The 20,616-nt window shown below is 68.4% G+C and carries 9 protein-coding genes and 2 pseudogenes; 7 read left to right on the top strand and 4 right to left on the bottom strand.

Going from position 1 to position 20,616, the window contains the following annotated elements; all coding sequences use genetic code 11:
• Window positions 1–83: 83 nt before the first annotated feature.
• A complete protein-coding gene (gene pglX / locus AB0O67_RS24815; protein WP_365453888.1) occupies window positions 84–3,899 on the top strand; it encodes a BREX-2 system adenine-specific DNA-methyltransferase PglX in 3,816 nt (1,271 codons plus the stop codon).
• Window positions 3,900–3,926: 27 nt separating this feature from the next.
• Here pglX and AB0O67_RS24810 read toward each other — a convergent pair.
• Window positions 3,927–4,110, bottom strand: a pseudogene (locus AB0O67_RS24810) (GntR family transcriptional regulator); the annotation flags it as partial.
• Here AB0O67_RS24810 and AB0O67_RS24805 point away from each other — a divergent pair.
• From AB0O67_RS24805 to AB0O67_RS24785, 5 genes and pseudogenes are all read left to right on the top strand, one after another.
• Window positions 4,110–4,322: pseudogene (locus tag AB0O67_RS24805) on the top strand (hypothetical protein); the annotation flags it as partial. The pseudogenes AB0O67_RS24810 and AB0O67_RS24805 sit on opposite strands and share 1 nt — an antisense overlap.
• Before the next feature lie 163 nt (window positions 4,323–4,485).
• Window positions 4,486–8,424, top strand: coding sequence for a hypothetical protein (locus tag AB0O67_RS24800; RefSeq protein ID WP_365453885.1), 3,939 nt, complete (start codon window positions 4,486–4,488; stop codon window positions 8,422–8,424).
• Entirely contained in the window at window positions 8,421–11,159 is a 2,739-nt protein-coding gene (pglZ, locus tag AB0O67_RS24795) for a BREX-2 system phosphatase PglZ (RefSeq protein WP_365453882.1), read from the top strand. Before AB0O67_RS24800 ends, pglZ begins: the two co-directional genes overlap by 4 nt.
• Window positions 11,156–12,493 (top strand): BREX system ATP-binding protein BrxD, encoded by a 1,338-nt coding sequence (brxD, locus tag AB0O67_RS24790; RefSeq protein ID WP_365453879.1) that lies wholly within the window; start codon window positions 11,156–11,158, stop codon window positions 12,491–12,493. The genes pglZ and brxD overlap by 4 nt, the downstream gene beginning before the upstream one ends.
• Window positions 12,490–14,673 carry a DEAD/DEAH box helicase gene (locus AB0O67_RS24785; protein ID WP_365453876.1) on the top strand — a complete coding sequence of 728 codons (2,184 nt, stop codon included), beginning with the start codon at window positions 12,490–12,492 and terminating at the stop codon, window positions 14,671–14,673. Before brxD ends, AB0O67_RS24785 begins: the two co-directional genes overlap by 4 nt.
• 968 nt (window positions 14,674–15,641) lie before the next feature.
• Here the strand turns inward: AB0O67_RS24785 and AB0O67_RS24780 are convergent.
• Window positions 15,642–16,745, bottom strand: a complete 1,104-nt coding sequence (locus tag AB0O67_RS24780) for a hypothetical protein (protein WP_365453873.1) — start codon at window positions 16,743–16,745, stop codon at window positions 15,642–15,644.
• A gap of 169 nt (window positions 16,746–16,914) precedes the next feature.
• Between AB0O67_RS24780 and AB0O67_RS24775 the strand changes: the two genes are divergently transcribed.
• Window positions 16,915–18,138 carry a hypothetical protein gene (locus AB0O67_RS24775; protein WP_365453870.1) on the top strand — a complete coding sequence of 408 codons (1,224 nt, stop codon included), beginning with the start codon at window positions 16,915–16,917 and terminating at the stop codon, window positions 18,136–18,138.
• A gap of 600 nt (window positions 18,139–18,738) precedes the next feature.
• Here AB0O67_RS24775 and AB0O67_RS24770 read toward each other — a convergent pair.
• Window positions 18,739–19,206, bottom strand: coding sequence for a hypothetical protein (locus AB0O67_RS24770; RefSeq protein WP_365453867.1), 468 nt, complete (start codon window positions 19,204–19,206; stop codon window positions 18,739–18,741).
• Between the two features lie 437 nt (window positions 19,207–19,643).
• Window positions 19,644–20,616 (bottom strand): IclR family transcriptional regulator C-terminal domain-containing protein (locus tag AB0O67_RS24765; protein WP_365453864.1); only part of this gene is annotated, 973 nt, incomplete at its 5' end.

Genomic DNA, 20,616 nt, shown 5'->3' with positions numbered 1-20,616 from the left:
TTACAAAGTCAACCTGGCAGGATGGGCTGACATGCCGTGTCCACAGTCCACACGGTGGATCGGTCGGGATGGAGAGGTCGCCGGTGTCGTCTGAGGAAGTCCGTACCGCGGAAGCGCCTGCGCGTGCGCTGCCGCGCGAGGGCGTGCTGTTGAAGGAGCTGCAGAAGCAGGTCGTGCTGCTGGAGGAGGATCTTAGGCAGCGGGCGGCCAGCGAGGAGTTCGCTCCGTCCCTCCTCGCCGAGTACGAGCGGGCGAGTGGCGAGGGTGGCCGGACGGGCGTCGGGTACGAGACCTGGCTCGACGACCGTCTGGTGCAGATTGCCGCTGCCTGGGTCCTTGCCTGTGTCTTCGTCCGCTTCAGCGAGGACAACGGGCTGATCCCGGAGGCCTGGCTGTCGGGCCCCGGCGAGCGGCTGTCCGAGGCGCAGGACCGGCACGACGACTACTTCCGCGCACATCCGGAGCGCAACGACCGCGACTGGCTCCTGGAGGCGTTCAGCGCGCTGCGCGACGCCCACCCCACGGCTGCGGGCCTGTTCGATAAGCGCTTCAACCCGCTGTGGGAGGTCACCCCCTCCTATGTGGCCGCCACCCGGCTCCTGGGGTTCTGGCGCGAACGGGACGCGGAGGGCCGCATCCGCCACGTCTTCACCGACCCCGAGCTGAACACCCGCTTCCTCGGCGACCTCTACCAGGACCTCTCCGAGCACGCCCGCAAGACCTACGCGCTGCTCCAGACGCCGACCTTCGTCGAGTCGTTCATCCTCGACCTGACGCTGGAACCGGCGGTAGAGGAGTTCGGCTTGGATCCGGTGTGGAAGCACCGGCCGGAGGGCTGGCGCGGGGAGATCGACGAGGACGGCCGGGTGCGCGGCCTGCGCTGCATCGACCCCGCGTGCGGCTCCGGACACTTCCTGCTCGGCCTGTTCGACCGGATCTACAAGAAGTGGCGTGCGCTGGAGCCCGGTGTGGACCGGTGGGTCCACATTCGGCGTGCCCTGGAGTCCGTCCACGGCGTGGACAAGAACCCGTACGCCGCCTCGATCGCGCGGTTCCGGTTGCTGGTCGCCGCGCTGAAGGAGGGCGGCGTACGGGAGCTGCGGCGCGCGCCGGCCATGCCCATCCGGATCGCGGTGGGGGACTCGTTGCTGCATGGGCGGGAGGCGGGGCAGGAGGCCGACCCGACGTTCGACGACGCAGTGCGCGAGGAGGTCTTCACGTACCGGACGGAGGACGTCAAGGAGTACGTAAGGGAAGTGGACCTCCTGGGGCGGGGTTCGTACCACGTGGTGGTGGCGAACCCGCCGTACATCACGGTCAAGGACAAGCAGGAGAACCAGAATTACCGGGACGTGTACTGGGCCTGCTCGGGCAAGTACGCGTTGTCGGTGCCGTTCGCGCAGAGGATTTTCGAGCTGGCGCTGCGGGCGAGCGGAAGTCGTCAGGACGGCGGCTTCACCGGGCAGATCACTGCCAACTCGTTCATGAAGAGGGAGTTCGGGAAGGTTCTGATTGAGTCCTTCTTTCATGGGGGGACCTACAAAGATCCGAAGAGCAAGCGGAAACGTGACTTCGGTGGCGTGGATCTGACACATGTGATTGATACGTCCGGTGCTTACATTCCGGGGCACGGTACACCGACGGTGATTCTGGTGGGGCGAAACCAGGTAGCTCGGCAGGCTAAACCCATTCGGGCTGTCCTGGGTGTGCGAGGCGAGGCCAGTATTCCTGAAGAGGAGACACTGGGGCCGGTGTGGATCGCGATCACTGAGCAGGTGAGGAAGCCTGGAAGTGAGTCGGAATGGGTGAGTGTCGAGGATGCTGGGCGGGAGTATTTCGCGAATCATCCGTGGTCGCTAAGCGGGGGAGGCGCTGGGGAAGTATTTTCCAAGATCGAGCGCGGCGCCGTGGGGCGACTCGGAGATACCGCCTTCCGCATCGGTGTATTCGGCATTCCAGGTGCCGACGATGCCATGATCGCTCCTTGGCGTACTTTCGCGGCCAGCGGACTTAATGGTCTGCAAGTTCGGCGTGTGGTTTTGGGTGACGAGCTGCGTGACTGGCGGACGTTGGAAGGCCATTCGGTTTTCTTTCCGTACACAGCGACCCACGAATTGCTGCCGACCTCTCAACTCGAAACTGCACTTCGATGGATGTGGCCGACTCGCACTGAGCTGGGGAATCGCGCTACGTTCAGCAAGAAGACTTACTTCGTTGAGGGGCGTCCATGGTACGAGTGGCACCAACTCCCCAAGGATGTGGGCGCTCACGCGTGGTCGATCACATTCTCGTTCGTCGCAACGAATAATCATTTCGTGCTGGATCGAGGCGGGAAGGTGTTCAAGCAGTCCGCACCGGTGATCAAGCTGCCGGCGGGGGTGAGTGAGGACCGGCATCTAGAGCTGATGGGGGTGCTCAACTCTTCGGCCGCTTGCTTCTGGCTGAAGCAGGTCAGCCAGGCCAAGGGCGGTGCCGACAATTCCAGCGGTGGCGGCAATCGGTGGGCGCCGGAAGCCTGGATCTCACATTACGAGTTCACCGGCACAAAACTTCAAGAGTTCCCTCTTCCTGAGGTTCTTCCTCTTGAGCTGTCTCGTGAGCTCGACACCCTTGCTCAGAATCTAGCCAAGTATGAGCCGTCTTCCATTACCGCGTCTGGCACCCCCACTCGCGCCGTCCTGGATGAAGCCGGCAAGGTTCAGGATCGTATTCGTTCACGGATGATCCTTCTCCAGGAGGAACTGGACTGGACCATTTACGGAGCCTACGGGTTGCTCACGGACAAGGAAGTCTCGGCCGCCACCCTGCCTGGCGAGCCTACCGAGCTAACGGAAGGAGAAGTCCCGCAACTCTGCCTAGGACAGCGGGCCTTTGAGATACTGCTGAAGCGGAGGGTCGATGCTGACGAGATCGACACCGTTTGGTTCGACCGGCACAAGTCCAAGAAGCATGCTGTCGCTGATATCCCTGCGGAGTGGCCCCAGGTGTACAAGAAGGTCGTGCAGGCCAGGCTCGACCTCATCGCCTCGCATAAGGACATCCGGCTGCTCGAACGCCCCGAGTACAAGCGGCGTTGGTCCGTCGAGGACTGGGACGATCGGGAAGATGACGCACTGCGCGCCTGGCTGTTGGACGCAGCCGAGCGTGAGGAGCTGTGGTTCGAGGAGCGGGGTGACTACACATCGCCCCGTACCCTTACCGTCTACCAGCTCGCCGACGCTCTGCGGCACGACGACGAAGTGCAGTCCGTCGCCGCCCTGTACGCGGCCGACCACCTCAAGAAACCCGAGGCGTCCCTCGCGACCGTGCTCCAAGCCGTCATCGAGAACGAACACGTGCCCTACCTTGCCGCCCTCCGCTACAAGGAGTCTGGCCTGCGCAAGCGCGCGCAGTGGGAACGGGTCTGGGAGCGGCAGCGCGAGGAGGATCGCGACGGCGTGCGTCTGAATATCAAGGTCCCGCCGAAGTACAGCGGTGCCGACTTCCTCCGGCACTCCTACTGGTCGAACCGCGGCAAGCTTGACGTGCCGAAGGAGCGGTTCATCTCCTACCCCGGTGCCTCTGCCGACGGTGACCCGTCACTGCTGCTCGGCTGGGCTGGCTGGAACCACAAGGATCAGGCCGAGGCCCTCGTCAACCTCATCAACGACCGCGCCGAGGACGACGGCTGGCAGCTCGAGGATCCGCGGTTCGTGCCCTTGCTGGCCGGGCTGATGGAGGTCATGCCCTGGGTGCATCAGTGGTACGACGAGTACGACGAGGAGTGGGGAGACAGCCCTGCCCGCGAGTTCCAGACGGCACTGAACAAGGGCCGCACCGTCCGTGGGTTGTCGGAGGCTGACCTCCGCGACTGGCGCCCGGAGAAGCGGCGGGGCGGGCGGGCGAAGGCCGCCGAGTAGCAGCGATACGGCAGTTGGACGAGGCCGTCAGTCGGCGGTCCCGTCTGTCTTCTCCGGAGCATCGGTCAGTGGCTGCTCCACGACGAAGGGACCCTTTGCCCCGTACGGTCACGATGAGTCCGCGCTCACGGAGTTCTTGCGCTGCTCGCCGGGCGGTGAGCCGTGCTACCCCGTACTCATCGGCGAGGTGATTCTCCGACGGGATCGGCCTCCCCGTACGTCGAGGTGCGGTACGGCGCCATCCGCCTCACCGAGTGCCTCGCCGACGCCCTACGTATCGCGGAGTCCCGCGGGCGACGTCTGCCTCCTCGGCCCGACGGTGAAGGCGACGACCGCGACGTCACCACGCCCGGCGGCGACCCCGAGGCACCGCTCCGACCCGTCCGCTCCGAGAGCGCTCCCGCCCCGGAGCAGTCCCCCTGACCGGCACTCCCACCACCCGCTCCCGCACACCACCCATCCCCGTCCCGCCGAGCTGGCAGGATGGAGGGGTTGTGTGCGGGGCGCGGGAGACCGCTGAGCCCCGCCGGACGAAGCCCGGCCGGGTGGCGGCCGGGGGAGACACTGTGGGAAGCAGGGGCGGTTGATGGCCAGGGGCGGAAACGTCGTACTGAAGGATGTCCTCGACATCAGGGAAGACGCCCAGGCAGGCGACTTCAAGGTCGAGCTTTCCCAGGGATTCGGCGGTTCCTCAGCTGGTTCCGTGGCGGACTACGTCGTCACCGAGCAACTGGCCAAGGAGTTCGACAAGGCGCTGCGGATGGTGCGCGGCGCCGTGCGGAAGAGCACCTCGTACGCTGCCTACCTGCACGGATCGTTCGGTTCCGGTAAGAGCCACTTCCTGACCGTGCTGCACGCCGTGCTCAACGGCGACCCGTCAGCCCGGACCAAGCCCCGGCTGCGCGAGGTGGTCGCGGAGCACGGCGACTGGCTGCCGGGCCGGAAGTTCCTAATGGTGCCGTACCACCTGATCGGCGCAGCCAACCTGGAGTCGGCCCTGCTGGGCGGCTACGTCAAGACCGTACGGTCGCTCCATCCCGGGGAGTCCGTGCCCACGGTGTACCGGTCGGACGCGTTGCTGGAGGACGCCCGCACGCTGCGGGACTCGCTCGGCGACGACGCGTTCGTGCGGCTGCTGCCCGGCGCGGGTGCCGCCGCCCCCGTCGCCGTGGACGGCCTCGCCCCCATCGGCGCCGTCGCCCCCACGCCGTGGACCGCCGCCGAGCTGGACGCCGCCTTCGCCGCACCCGCAGGTGACCCGGGCCGCGAGCGCCTGGTGGCGGCCTTGATCAACGGGCCCATGAAGTCGTATGCGGCCAGCGCGGCCGGCGGCGCCGACATGTTCGTCTCGCTCGACGACGGCCTCAGCGCGGTCAGCAAGCACGCCCGTTCGCTCGGCTACGACGGCGTGGTGCTGTTCCTGGACGAGCTGATCCTGTGGCTCCAGGCCCGGATGCGGGAGCGGACCTGGGTCAACGAGCAGATCCAGAAGCTCGTGAAGCTGATCGAGTCGGACAACCCGGACCGGCCCGTGCCGATCGTCTCCTTCATCTCCCGCCAGCGGGACCTGTCCCAGCTCGTCGGCAAGGACATCCTCGGCTCCGACGTGCAGAACATGGAGAACGCGCTCGAGTACCTCAGGAAGCGCTTCACCGTGATCAACCTGGAGGACCGCAACCTCCCGGAGATCATCAAGGAGCGGGTGCTCAAGCCCCGGCCGGGCCAGGAAGAGGTCCTGCAGGCCGCCTTCCGCGGCATCGACAAGTCCAACCAGCAGGTCAAGGACGTCCTGCTGGACGAGGAGGGCACCACTCGCGCCAACTGGGAGGACTTCCGGGCCGTCTACCCGCTGTCGCCCGCGCTGTTGAACGTGCTCGTCGCGCTGTCCGGCGCGCTCCAGCGTGAGCGCAGCGGTCTGCAGCTCGTCCAGCAGCTGCTGGAGAAGAACGCCGACGCCCCCCTCGGCCAGCTCATCCCGCTCGGCGACCTGTGGGACGTCCTCGACGACGAGACTGGGGCCGCCTTCACCGACCGGCTCGCGCACGAGGCCGACGTGGCGAGGAAGTTCCACGGCAAGGCCCGCGAGTTCCTGCTCGGCAAGTACGGTCGCGCCGACCATCCCGAATTCATTGCCGACGACCGCTTCGTCAAGACGCTGCTGCTCGCCGCCCTCGCGCCCGAGGTGCCCGCGCTGCGCCGGCTCACCGGTGCCCGGCTCGCCGCCCTCAACCACGGTTCCGTGCACTCGCGGACCGTGCCCGTGGGCGACAAGGTCGCCGAGCGAATGGCGTCGCTGCAGGGCAAGTTCATCACAGAGGTGCGCAGTGAAGGGGAGAACGACCCCGTCTTCTCGCTGCACCTGTCCGACCTGGACGTCGAACCGATCCTCGACGCCGTGGCCGGCGAGGACCGGGACGGTGTGCGCCGGGTGTGGGTGCGCGACCGGCTGTGGGAGCTCCTCGGCGTCAGGCAGGGCGAGATCTTCGACCAGAAGGACATCGTCTGGCGCGGCACCAAACGCACGGTCGAGTTCGTCTTCGGCAACGTATGCGACCCCGGCAAGCTGTCTGACGAGCAGTTCGCCCCCGGCACCCGGGGCCACGTCCGCATCGTCGTCGACTACCCGTGGGACGAGAACGACAGCCGCCGCCCCTCCTACGACTACCAGCGGGTCAAAGAACTGAAGGACAAAGGCGTCGAGGAGCCCACCCTGGTGTGGCTGCCGGATTTCTTCTCCGAGCAGCGCAAGGCCCAGCTCGGCCGGCTGATGCGAATCTCCTTCCTGCTGGAGCGCAACCGGCTCGACGAGCACACCCGCACCCTTGCCCCGGACGACCGCGCCAAGGTCCGGCGCCAGCTGGAAATGGGCCGCGACAACCTCACCGGCACCCTGGTGCAGTCGCTCGGCGAGGTCTACGGCATCTCCGCGCCCAGGGAGGGCACCAAGGGCGCCGAGGTCGTCGACGGCCGTCACGTGCTGTCGCTGTGGCCGAAGTTCCCGCGGCCGGAGCCCGAGGGCGGCAAGACGTTCGCCGACAACGTGCTCCACCTCGCCGACGGCCTGTTCGGCGCGCTCCACGACAAGCACCCCGACTTCGGCCCCGACCCCCGCAGCGGGCAGCGCAAGGCCGTCACCGCGGGAGAGCTGCGCACCACCCTGGAATGGATCACGCGGGCCATGGACGAGGAGGGCCGCGTCGAGATCCACAACCACAGCGAACTTTCCACCGTCAAGCGCATCGTGGAACCGCTGGAACTCGGCACCGTCCACGACGGCCCGCTCGTGCTGCGCGCGGAGTGGCGCACCCGCATCAACCAGGCCGCCGCCAGGCACGGGGAACGCGAGCTGCTGAAGGCCGAGGACATCCGCCGCTGGATCGCCGAGGACCTCGGCCACACCGGCCTCGAACGGGGCGTGGAGAACCTGCTCATCGCCGTGTACGCGCTGCTCGACGACCGGGCCTGGGTGTACCACTCCGGCCCGGAGACCGCCGCGCCCGACCTGATGTCCATCGGACCCGGCTGGGCCCTGCGCGCCCAGCCGCTGCCCTCCAAGGAGGCGTACGAGACCGCCCGGGACCAGGCCGCCCGCCTGTTCGGCGTCCCCTCCAAGCCCAACCCGTACGCCCGCCACGTCAACCAGCTCGCCGAGGACGTCCGCGCCAAGGCCGGGAAGTTCGAGGAGGACGTGGTGGCCGTACGCGCCACCCTGGAGCGGCACGCGGCCCTGCTCGGACTCGATGGAGCCGCACCCGCCCCGCGCGCGGTCGTGCTGCGCGAAGCCGCCGGACTGCTCGCCCGGCTTGGCCGGCACACCACCGACGCGACCGCCCTGGTCGAGGAACTCGCCGCTGTCTCCTACGCGACACCCGCCCGCGAACTGGCGCACGCCATGGAGAGCGCCGCCGGCGTCCTGGCCGCCCTGGACGCCACCGACTGGCGGCTGCTGACCAGCGTCCGCGACCTCGCCGACCGGGACGACAGCGTCGGCGACCGGGCCGGACGGCTCCTCGACCAGATCACCGAGGCCGCCCGCGCCCCGGAGTACGAGCGGCCCCTGGTGCCGGTGCTCGGCGGCGTCCGGGACACGGCGATGGCGATCGTCGACGCGGCCCTCAGGGTGGAGCGGACCGCGCCGCTGCCGCCGGTCACCCCCGCTCCGCCCGCGCTCGGCCCGGAGCAGGTGCCGCTGACTGAGCACGGGACCCCGCCCGTGCCCTCGCAGCCGGTCCTGCCGCGCCCCGCCGACGGGGAGCCCGCCGTAGCGCCCGCGGGAGCCGAGGCCGGTACGGCCGTCCCCGGCGGTGCGGCCGGAGCGGGGACCGCCTCCGGCCGGGGTGGCCGCCGGGTCATCGGTGCCGGGACCACCGGTCTGGAGAGCCTGCTGACCGAACTGGCCGCCGTACGCAGCGAGATCGAGCAGTTCCGCGCCGGGCACCCGGACACCGAGGTGGAGATCATCTGGCGGACGGCCGACGGCACCGGCCGGGAGACCGGTGGCGCGGACACCGGAGGTATGCGTTGACGCCTTCGCGTCCCGTCGTCGGGCGGCGCGCCATCGAGGTGCTGCTGCAGGCCGAACTCCCGAACGCCGCAGGGCAGCGGCTCGTCCTGGTCGACGCCGCCTACGAAGGCCGTGGCCAGGAGGCGGAGTTCAGCCTGCGCGTCGACGGCCGGACCCGCCGGGTCCGCATCAGCGACCAGGACTCCGTGCTCGGCATCGTGGACGCCTGGCGGCGCCACCGCGCCGAAGCCGACCCGGACGGCACCGGCGTGCTGGTCGTCACCGGACACGTCCCCGCCGACCAGCTCGGCTGGGACCTGCGCGCCCATGCCGTGCGCCGCCATCCCCTCGCCGTCGACCGCGCCGACATCGTCAAGCAGCTCTTCGGCGCCACCGACCTCGACAGCCGCATGGCCGGGGAACGCTGGCTCCTCGACGCCCTCCTGGAGGCCGAACCGGTCGACGGCTGGCCCCGCGCCGGCACCGTCCTCACCCGCGACCGCGCGGTACGGGCCCTCATCGCCGCACGGCTCGGGCTCGGCGACACCACCGCCGACACCCTCGACCTCGATCCCGACACCCTGTTCACCTGGACCCGTACCCCGGCCGGACCGGAACGCTTCGCCGCCCTGCCCCCCGCCGAGCGCGAGGGGATCGGCGAGTGGCTCGCCCAGACCGTCGGGTTCGCCGCGCCCACCCTGCTGGCCCTCGCCGCCGACGGCCGCGGCACGGACGCCCTGCCGCTCGGGGCGCTCGCGTCGGCGGCGCTGTCCTCCTCCTCGACGGAAGCCGCCGGATTCGCCCTCGGCTCCCTCTTCGGCCCCGCCCTACCCTCCTTCGACGCGCTGCGGCCCTTCGCCAACGCCGCGACCGGCGTCCTCAGCCGCTGGATCGCCCAGGCCGAGGGCAGCGGGACCCAGCGCACCGAGGCCCGCGACCGCGTCCTCGACGTCCTCCACCGCGCCGACCGGCTCGCCGCCGAGGCCCGGCTGAGCCCGCTGCTCGGCGCCGACCGGCTGCTGCCCTCCGGCTACCAGGCCCGGCTGCGCCGGCTGGCCGGTTTCCTCGACGGACCGGCCGCGCCCGCCGAAGCCGCCCTGCACGACCTGACGGAACACCACCTCAGCGGCCTCTACGCCGAGCGCACCGAGACGGCCCGCACCGCCGTCCGGCTGGTGCGCTGGACGCAGTCCCCCCTGCCACCGGTCGAGTCGGTGGCCCAGGGGGTCCGCTCCCACCTGGCCTCCTCCGGTTGGGCCGACCTCGCCGTGGGCGTCCTCGCCGAAGGAGAGACATCCCGGGACCCCGCCGTCGCGGACGCCTACCAGCGACTTATAGAGGCCGTGCGCACCCGCCGCACGCGACTCGACGAGGCGTTCGCCCGACGGCTCGCCCTGTGGACGGAGACCGCCTCCCAGCAGGCACCCGGTGGCGCCCTGCTGATCGAGGACGTCCTCGCCGAGGCCGCCGCACCCCTCGCCCGCGACGGCGGCAGGCCGCTCATCCTGGTCCTGGACGGTATGAGCGCCGACGTCGCCGTCCAGCTCGCCGGTGAACTCGACCGACGGGTGTGGACCGAGGTCGTCCCCAAACCACGGCCGGGCACCGAGGCCGCCCGGCAGGCGGCGGTGTCGATGCTGCCGTCCGTCACGCGCACCAGCCGCGTCTCCTTGTTGTGCGGACAGCCCGCCGACGGCGGGCAGGACAAGGAACGCACGGGCTTCACCACGTTCTGGAAGAAGCGCCACCGGGGCGCCCACCTCTTCCACAAGGGCGGCTACGAAGGACCGCCCGGCCACCGGCTGGCCCCGGAGCTCCTCCAGGTCCTGGCCGGCGAGGACATCGTCGCGGTCGTACTCAACACCATCGACGACGCGCTGGCCGACGGCCGGGAAGGCGCCCGCGGCCGGTGGGCGCTCGGCGACATCGCCAAGCTGCCCGACCTGCTGAACGCCGCTCGCGACTACGGCCGGCCCGTCGTCCTCGTCTCCGATCACGGCCACGTCCTCGACCGCACGCCGCGCGGGCAGCAGACGCCCGCCGCCGACGGCGTCCAGGGCGCCCGGTGGCGCACCGGAACTCCCGGCGACGGCGAGATCGCGGTGGCCGGACCGAGGGTGCGGACCGACGGCGGGCGGGCAGTCCTGCCGTGGCGCGAGGACCTGCGCTACATCGCGCGGCGGGCCGGCTACCACGGCGGGGCCTCCCTCGCCGAGGTCACCGTGCCCGTCATCACCCTCGTACCGTCCGCCGACCGGATCCCCGCCGGATGGACCCTGCTTCCCACCGAACGCATCGCGCCCGGCTGGTGGCACGGGGACGACGAGAGCACGCCCGCCGTCTCCGGAGCCGAGGCCGCTCCCGCCGCCGAGCGGACACCCCGGCCGCTGCCGGAACCGCGGACCGCGGACCGTGCCACGGCGCCGGAGAGGGCCGGACTCGGTGAACGGACCGTACAGTCGGCCCCGTACAAGGCGCAGCGCGAGTTTGTCCGGCTCGCCCCGGCCGACAAGGCGGTCGCCGCCGTCCTCGACGCCCTGCTCGCCGCGGGTGGGAAACTGTCGCCCGGCGCGGTGGCCGCAGCGGCCCAGACGGCCACCGGCAAGTCGCAGCGCAACCCCGAGCGGTTCGCCACCGTGCTGGAACGCCTGCTCAACATCGACGGCTATCCCGTGCTCCAGCTCGTCGAGTCGGGGCGCACCGTCCAGCTCGACAAGGCGCTGCTCATCCAGCAGTTCCCCGGAGACACCGCATGACCACACCCGGACCGGACATCAGCCTCGCCCGCCGACGGGACGTCATCGACGCCCTCAGACGCGGCACCGTACCCCAGGCCGGACTCGGCCTGTTCGCCGTCGGACTGACACGCTTCGAAGCAGCTCTCGACGACGACCTCGCCACCGTGGCCCGCGGCGGCGCGGCCTTCCACGCGCTGCGCGGCGAGTACGGTTCCGGTAAGACGTTCTTCGCGCGCTGGCTCGCCGAACGGGCCAAGCGGCAGGGACTCGCCGTGAGCGAGGTGCAGATCTCCGAGACCGAAACCCCGCTGCACCGCCTGGAGACCATCTACCGCAGACTCGTCGAACGCCTCACCACCGCCACCCACCTGCCCTCCGCGCTCCGGGCCGTGGTCGACTCCTGGTTCTACGCCCTGGAGGAGGAGGCCCTCGACGGCGGCGACATCGCCGACGACGACGAGAACGCACTCGCGAAGGCCGTCGACGAACTCCTGGAGCGCCGCCTCGCCGACGTCGCCCGCACGACCCCCGCCTTCTCCGCGGCTCTGCGCGGCTACCGGCGGGCCGTCGCGGCCGGGGACGGTGCACACGCCGAGGCGATGATCTCCTGGCTCGGCGGTCAGCGGTCCGTGGCCGGGACCGCGAAACGCGCCGCGGGCGTGCGCGGCGACCTCGATCACTTCGGTGCGCTCGGCTTCCTACAGGGCCTGCTCACCGTCCTGCGGGACTGCGGACACCCCGGACTGCTCCTCGTCCTCGACGAGGTGGAAACCCTCCAGCGGGTCCGCAGCGACGTACGGGAGAAGTCGCTCAACGCGCTACGCCAGCTCCTCGACGAGATCGACGCCGGCCGCTTCCCCGGACTCTTCCTCGTCATCACCGGTACCCCGGCCTTCTATGACGGGCAGCAGGGCGTCCAGCGCCTGGCCCCGCTCGCCCAGCGCCTGGCCACCGACTTCACCACCGACCCGCGGTTCGACTCTCCGCGGGCCGTGCAACTGCGGCTGCCCGGATTCGACCTCGCGTCACTCGGCGAGCTCGGTCGCAAGGTGCGGGACTTGTACGCGGGGGTTGCTCGCCACCCCGAGCGTCTCACCCATCGAATCGATGACGCCTACCTCGACGAGTTGGCTCGCGCGGTCACTGGATCCCTCGGCGGCAAGATCGGCATCGCGCCTCGCCTGTACTTGCGCAAGCTCGTCGCCGATGTCCTGGACAGGGTCGACGAGTTCGCAGACTTCGACCCCCCTAACCACTATGCCCTTACGGTGAACAGCGCCGAGCTCAACGAGACCGAGCGGAGCGCGGCCATCGGAGCGGGAGACGTCGAACTGGATCTGGACCCGTCATGACCGGATTCGAGCCGGTGATGAAGGAACCGGCCGACGCCTTCGACCTCCTCGATCCCGTCCTCGGCCATCACATCGTGAACTCCCTCGGCTGGCGCTCCCTGCGCCCGCTGCAGGAGGTGGCGATCGAACCGCTCCTGGGCGGCGAGGACGCCCTGCTGCTCGCGCCCACGGCTGGCGGAAAGACGGAGGCGGCGGCCTTCCCTCTACTCACCCGCATGGGCCAGCACGGCTGGAAGGGCACCAGCGTGCTGTATGTGTGTCCGCTCAAGGCCCTGCTCAACAACCTGCAGCCCAGGCTGCGCACCTACACGGAATGGCTGGGCCGCACCGCCGAGCTGTGGCATGGCGACGTCACCACGAGCCGTCGGCGGCGCATCCTCGTTCAGCGCCCCGACATACTCCTCACCACTCCAGAGTCTCTGGAATCCATGCTGGTGAGCACACACGTCGACCACCGTGCCTTCTTCTCGGGGCTGCACGCGGTCGTGGTTGACGAGGTGCACGCCTTCGCGGGTGATGACCGAGGCTGGCATCTGCTGGCCGTGCTGGAGCGCCTGAGTCGGGTCGCAGGACGGCCGCTCCAGCGAGTCGGCCTGTCAGCCACCATCGGCAACCCCGAAGAGCTGTTGGCCTGGCTCCAGGGCGGAGGTCAGGGACGGCGGCCGGCCAGGGTGGTGGCCCCCGGCCTCGCCGCACGGACCGGACCCGGCCCGGCCGCCGAGGCGGCAGCACCCGCGACGCCACAGCCCGGGGACATCGAACTCGACTACGTCGGTTCCGTTGCGAACGCCGCGACGGTCATTGCGGCCCTGCACCGGGGCGAGAAACGCCTGGTCTTCTGCGAAAGTCGTCGTACAGTCGAGGAACTGGGCGAGAAGCTGCGCCTGATGGGCGTCACTACCTTCCTCTCGCACGCCTCTCTCTCGGTCGACGAGCGTCGCCGCGCCGAAGCGGCCTTTGCCGAAGGTCGGGACTGCGTGATCGTCTCCACCAGCACTCTGGAACTCGGCATCGACGTGGGAGACCTCGACCGGGTCATCCAGCTCGACGCGCCCTCCACAGTGGCCTCCTTCCTGCAACGCCTCGGGCGTACGGGCCGACGTCCCGGTACCTTCCGCAACTGTCTCTTCCTGGCGCTGAGTAGCGAAGGACTGCTCTCGGCAGCCGCGTTGCTGCTCCAGTGGTCCCGGGGCTGGGTGGAACCCGTGGTCGCACCGCCTGAGCCCCGCCACCTGGTGGCTCAGCAACTGCTGGCGCTGTGCCTTCAGGAACACAGGGTCGGCGAAAACCTGTGGCAGGAGTGGTGGGGTGGCGTCGGACCCTTCGGTCCCGGTGCGGCACCCGTGGTGAGCCACCTGGTGGAACAGGGATACCTGGATCACGACGGGGGGCTGCTTTTCATCGGGCCTGAGGCGGAACGCCGTTACGGGTACCGCCACTTCATGAACCTGACGGCGGTTTTCACGGCACCACCGGAGTTCACAGTCTTCAACGGCCGTACCGAAATCGGCCGAACCGACCCCGACCTTCTCACCAAGCACATCGAAGGCCCACGCAAGCTGCTGCTCGCGGGACGCAGCTGGTTGGTGACGTACATCGACTGGAGCCGCAAGCGCTGCTTCGTGGAGCCGGCCGACGAAGGAGGGCGTGCTCGATGGAGCGGCTTCGGCGCGGAGCGCATCCGTTCCTTCGCTCTCGCCCGCGCCGCCCGTGACGTCCTTCTCGGTGACGACTCACCGGTCAGCCTGACCAAGCGAGCCACGGTCAAACTCGCTGAGGCGCGCGACGCGCACCTCCACACCGTTCACCCGGGTGGGACAGTGGTCACCCGGACCGCCGACGGAGACATCCGCTGGTGGACGTGGGCAGGCCATCGGGCAAACGCAATGCTGGCCGCTTCGTTGTCTTCCGTGGTGACACCGCACCGACACGTCAACGACCAGTGGATTCGGCTCCGCGACGAAGTCACCGCGGAAAGTTGGAAGACCGCCTCAGCGGACGCCCGTACAGGGCTGTGCCTGCCGGAAGTCGACGGACATGCGGTCCGCGGCCTCAAGTTCGGCGAAGCCCTCCCACCGCGACTTGCCGAAGCCACCCTTGCTGCGCGCGGTGCGGACGAGGAGGGGGCCAGCAGGGTACTCGCCGAGCCGGTGCGCTTCGTCACCCTTAGCGGGACGTAACGTGGAGCCAGCCCAGATTCGCCACACCGGCGAGGCGACGCCGGCCAGCGCGAGTTCGGTGTAGATGTGGTCCGAGTCCGTTCGTAGGGCGCCGCGAGCACGCCCGTTGACACGGAGAGCCCGCCAGTTATGGGTCACCGGCCAACAGTAAGTGGCTGACTGGTGCTGCGCCTTCGATACTGGTGATCTGCGGGATTCCAACCTCGGTGTCCACAGACTCCCGAACTCATCGGTGGATCCGTTACTGCGAGCCTGGCGGAGCGCCTGAAAAGAATGGGCGGTGTCCGCGACGCTCGGCTGGGAGCATGGTCGCCTGCAAGCGTGATGCCGGCTACGGGGCCGCGCGACGCTCTGGGGGACGGTCGGCTCGAAGGGATCTTAGAGGGGGTACGGCCCGGCAGGCTGGCGATGACCATTTCGGTGCTTTGCCTGGCCGCTTCGAATCGACGTCGTCCTGGTCGGCTATAGGCGGGCATCAGTTACCGGGGCCGACGGCGGTTCTCGCGTACGACCGTAATGACGTCACCTTCGGACTGACGAATGTACCCCGACCCGGGACGGCGGGGTGCGTGATCACGCCGTACCTGGGGCCGAAGAAATCGGCTTGTCGCGCGCGAACGGCTGGAGGGCCCGGACACCAATAACGGAAGCCATCGGCCCACAGACGGATCGGGGCCCGGCACCAGCTACACCCACCGCAGACGCCGCAGGCACATGTCGGACGTGCCACCGGACCCAGAATCGATCCGACCGTGGAAGGCGACGATCAGCAAGAGGCCCCTCCGCCAGATCCTTGGCCTCTCTCGTCGCTCGGCCTTGCCAGTCCACAGGGTGGCAACGGTGCCTGGCCACGCCGAGTTCGTTTCGCTCGCACCGAAGGTGGGCCGCCCAGTCGGCGCTGGAGGGTCTCTTGTAGGCTTCGAGCTGTTGATCCAGGCTGGTCTTGAGTGGGCGTGACCAGCTGTTCCTCAGCGCATGTTCGCTGCCTCGTCGATGCGCCAGACCGCCTCGCGGACCCTCTCTTCAAGATCCTCGAACGCGTCCTCAAGAGCCGCGAGCTCGCCGAAAAGCGCGTGCTTGTCGTCCATGCCTTCCATCGCCGTGGCCCGCTCGATCCAGGATTCGACGTCCTTCATGCTGAGCGGATACTTCCGGCTCCGGAGCACCTGCGCGTCGAAGATTGCTTCGATGTCTCCGTCTTTGATCTGCATGGTCCGAATGCCGTCGCCCGGAATCGCGCCGCCGGTGATGTTCTCCTCGATGTAGGCGAGTCCTGACATCAGGTCGTCAAGGCGTGCAAGGAGATGTTCGACCAGTGCGGTCCTCACTGACGTCAGGTCCAGGCCCACTTCCTCCCTCAGCTGCTTCGCTGCCCGACGGGGCAGCTCGACGGGGTTCTGGCGGCCGGGGAGACCATCCTGGAAGCGTGCCAGCTCAGGGCCCAGAGGGCCGTCGCCGATCACCATGTCCGGCTGGTAGTGGTCGAGGACCGTGCATGCAGCGTCGAAGTAGATCATGACGGCGGGACGGACAACTTGGACTCGATGCTGGTCACGGTGGTAGGTCTCGTTCCTGTAGTCGTGCAACTTCTTCAGCACCGGCGCGAGGTCTTCCGGGAGCTTCTTCCGCTCGACAAGAAAGTCGATCTTCTTCCCGAACTCTTTGTTTATCTTTTCCCGGTGCCTCGTCGAGGTCACGATCCCTTCGAGCCGCTGGATCTCCGCGCGAAGCCGGTCATCGCTCGGTGCTGTGGCGGTGAACCGGCGATGCAAGGGATCGTCGCTCTTGCGCCTCCTGTCGAGCCGGCGGAGGTTCTGAAGCTGATCGAAGTCGAAGCGCTGGGACTCGAGCTCGGCCTCGGCCATGCGGTGCATGATCAGTTCGACAGCGCTGTCGAGCAGGATGTGGGCCAGCCGCAGCTGAGGGACCCGTCCGACCTCGATGAGGCGTTTGACCTCCTCAAATTGCACGATCACCAGTTCGAGGCGCTTCATCGCCGCCTGCCTTCCGTTGTTCGCCCAGCGCCTGGCCGAGGACCCATCACGGTAGTGAGCAGGCAACGCGGTCAGCACCTGAGTTTTCTGGCTCTTCGCAGTTGAGGATGTAGCCGCGGGGGGCGTGCGGTGCGCGTCGGTGGCCGGGTAGGGGTCTACGTCTTGCGGTGATGGAGGCTCTTGCGCCGCTCACCCCAACTACCCTCAACTGCGAAGAGTCACAAGAGAGTCACTGCAGGAGCGGGCGATGGATATCCAGATTCAGTTGATCAGTGACGGCGATGGACTTGCGGTCATCGGGGACCCGACGGATGTCGAGCGCTTCCTCGCTTCAGAGGGACTGTTGTCGTTGTCCAAGGACCTCGTATTGCGAAGGCTCGGACCTCTCCTCCGTGCCGGGGCTGGCGTCGCACAGGCGGGTTCTGAAGTTGCCGCCAACTCTGGTCGCTGGTTGAAGCTGACCGAGGAGTCCGCGCATCTTCACAAGAAGTACGGGCTAATGGAAAGCAAGACGCCAGGCATCAGCTATGCGATGGTGGGGAAACCGGGCTCAATCAAGTCATGGCTCCAGATTGCGGAGGGGCCAGGCTCGCTCCTGACCAACCCGGCGATTCTTGCTGGTGCCGCGGGGATCATGGCGCAACTCGCGAGGCAGCATGAGATGAACGAGATCAAGAGCTACCTCGCGACGATCGACAAGAAGGTCGACGACGTGCTCCGCGCCCAAAAGAACGCCGAGTTGGGGAAGGTGTTCGGAGCGGGCCTCGACATCGAGTCCGCCATGACCGTTCTGGACCGGGAGGGTCAGGTCGACGACGATACGTGGTCGACCGTGCAGGCCAGGACCCATACGATCACGGACGCCCTGGGGTGGGCGCTGGGGCGACTCGACGCACTCGCGGAGAGGGTGGAGAGCACGACCAAGATCGGTGATCTCGCCAAGATGGCCAAGGAGGCAAAGTCCGAGGTCCAGGAGTTGCTCGCCGTTGTGGCTCGTTGCTTCGAACTGCAAGACGCGCTCGACGTGCTGCGACTGCAGCGGGTGCTGGGCGATTATCCGGACAAGTTGGACGGGCGTCGGCTCGTGCTGAAGGATGACCGGCAAAAGCGGCGGGAACTCATCTCACAGAAGATTGAGCTCCTGATGGCACGCATGGATTCGGCTGCCAGCGCGGCCAACTCGAATGTGCTGCTGCACTTGCCCGCGCACCGGGTTGTGGTGGGCTCGATCAACCATGTTGGCATCGTCATCGATGAATTTCACAGGCCGCTCGGAATCAAATCTGGTCGACATTCATTGGAGGCGACACGATGGTGGGACGCGGCCCGAGACGCGAAGCAATTGAAGAACGCAGCCGCTGAGGCGGGGCGCAAAGCGGCCATAGGGGCGGGTGCGGCGATCGTGGGGGCTGCGGGGATCTGGGCGAGCCGCGCTGCCCTTGCCCGCGAAGAATGCGGCGAAGAGGAGTGAGGAGCGTCGGCCGTCAGCCGTGTGGGTACTCGGGTGGACTGGACAAGTGAGTCTCTTCCGCTGGGTATGCCTCGACGGGCTCGACCCGGCTCGGCGATCGCCGCACGCCGCGCGGCTACACCCTCAACTGCGAAGAGCCAGTTTTCTGCGGCTCATGCCGGCGGTTACGGCGTACAAACTTCGCTCCCCGGCCGAGCACGGATGAACCTTCCCAGCTGACCGATAAAGGCGAAGAACGGGAAGTTCACTGGGTCGCCATCACGCCCGTCGCCTGCGCCACCCGCGTCCTGAAGCGCATCGTCCCCGATGGCGGGCATGCCCTTCCAGGCGCAAGTGGAATGCTCATCTTTAGCATCCCGTCTGGCCCTGGGAAGACAGTGCACGGGACGTAAATGGGAAGGACGTCCTGAAGTCTTCTCAGTACTTTTCCTGACGGCAAGCTTCCCATCTTGTGCCGACACGAAAACCGCGATGCTCTTGCTGTCGGGCGACGACGCCATCGGCATACCGCTGATCTGTCGTGCGGCTTTTAGTTCGACTCCGCTTACGGTCCGAGTCAAGGTGATCTCAACGGCATGCGGGGGCATCAGGACCTTCAGGTCAGTACAGAGAGACGGGTCCGTCGGGAAGCCAACCTTCCACATATCCGGAGACAAGAAGAGTCACCCCTTCAGGCGTCATCTCTTGATGCCGGGATTTGAGCTCGCTAATTCCCCATCTGGTGTGGGACGGGGACATCGCCTGAATCGATTCCGACTCTTCGGGGCTGATCCTCACGATAAAAACGCGAGAAACGGTGTGCCGGTCGTGTTCCCAGTACTCGGATTCCCGTGTTTCGTGAACGCCATAGACGGATCCCAAGCGAGGGTTCTCGATGTGGAATCGCTCGGCGAGATACTGAGTGGCCCCGTCCTCGAAGTCAGTGTCATCGGCGAGCAGTGCTTGCGGGACCGTCCAGTCGCCGCAGCATCCGCCGCACAGCATCAGGCGATCTTGATCGTCGAGGAGGAGTAGGAGGACCCGTCGGTCGGAGGCAGGTGGGGCGTGGGAAGCATGGGAGATGGTCATAACGCCAGGCTGCCGTGCTGCTGTTCAAGTAGCAATCTGGGTGCCGCCCACTGGGTGACCGGTTCACTCAGGCCATGTCAGAGTTGCGCTGTGAGCCGAGGTCTGCCTACTGCCCTCCACCTGCGGGCGCTGCACCGATTTCGGGTGCTTCCTTGGTCTCTGTGCGTGCGCCGTGAGCAGTGGAAACGCTGAAAAGGCGTTTGAGATTCGAGGCTGCAGCGTTTTGAGGCCCCGTGCACCATCGCACCTGAGCTGCGGTGACGAGGTTTCCCACACATCCCACGAAGGCGGGGCTCCCTGAGTTGGATCAGGGTGCTCGGTCCACAGAGTACCGGATCGGGATGGGGCGAGGGTGCGGCCCGGGGTAGCCGGTTGCGTGGAGGCCGGGCGGGACGCGCGGGCTCGCCGGTCTGTCCCGCCGCGTGACCGGGCGCCGGCTAGCTCAGGGGAATCCGGGTGAACCGTGCCGACACGTGCAGGTCCGCCTCGATGGCGCCGGCCGTCTCGCGGAGGGCCGGGGCGAGGTGGTCGACGCATTCCTGGAGGGTGTGCCGGTAGGTGTGCATCGCCGTGTTGAGGGCGGCCACCGCCCGGCCCGTGCGGTCGCGGACAGGTACCGCCAGCGAGCGCAGGCCCTCCTCCAGTTCCTCGTCGACCAGCGCGTAGCCCTGGTCCCGTACCTCGTCCAGGGCGCGGGTCAGGGCCTTCGGGTCGGTGAGTGTGCGAGGGGTGAGCGGGCGCAGCGGGCCGAGGACGCGGTCGGCGGGTGGGAGGTCCGCCACCAGGACGCGGCCCGTGGAGGTGGCGTAGGCGGGCAGCCGGGTGCCCACGGTGATGTTCACGCTCATCACCCGGGCGGTCGCCACCCGTGCCGTGTACTGGATCTCGTCCCCGGCCGCCGTCAGCACGGCGAGTGACGTCGACTCGTGGATGCGCTCGGCCAGGCTCGCCAGGTGCGGGGCGGCGATGTGGGGCAGCGAGGTCCGGGACAGGAGCGGGTAGCCGAGGCCGAGGACCCGGGGGGTGAGGGTGAAGGTGCCGGGGCGGGGCTGGGCGACCAGGCCGAGGTGTTCGTACGTGATCAGGGCCCGGCGGGCGGTGGCGCGGACCAGGCCGGTCGCCTTCGCCACCTCCGTCAGGGTGAGTTCCGCCCGGCCCGCGCCGAACGCGGTGAGGACGGTCAGGCCGCGGGCCAGCGACTCCACGAACTCCCTGCCCAGTTCCTGCTTCGAGGCGCCCGTCCAGGCCGCGAGGCCCGAGGGGGCCGGGGCGGGCTCGGGGCGCGGCGCCGCGCGCAGGTCCTCCTCCATCACCGCCACCGCGGCGCGCAGCCGTGGCAGCAGTGTGTCGCGCAGGCCGGCCGCGGTGTGCCGGCTGGTGTGGCTGACCACGCTCGCCGCGCACGCGATC

Origin of the sequence: Streptomyces sp. NPDC086077 (assembly GCF_040686175.1) — a bacterium.
Taxonomy (GTDB): Bacteria; Actinomycetota; Actinomycetes; order Streptomycetales; family Streptomycetaceae; genus Streptomyces.
This window is presented reverse-complemented; position numbering and strand designations above follow the sequence as displayed.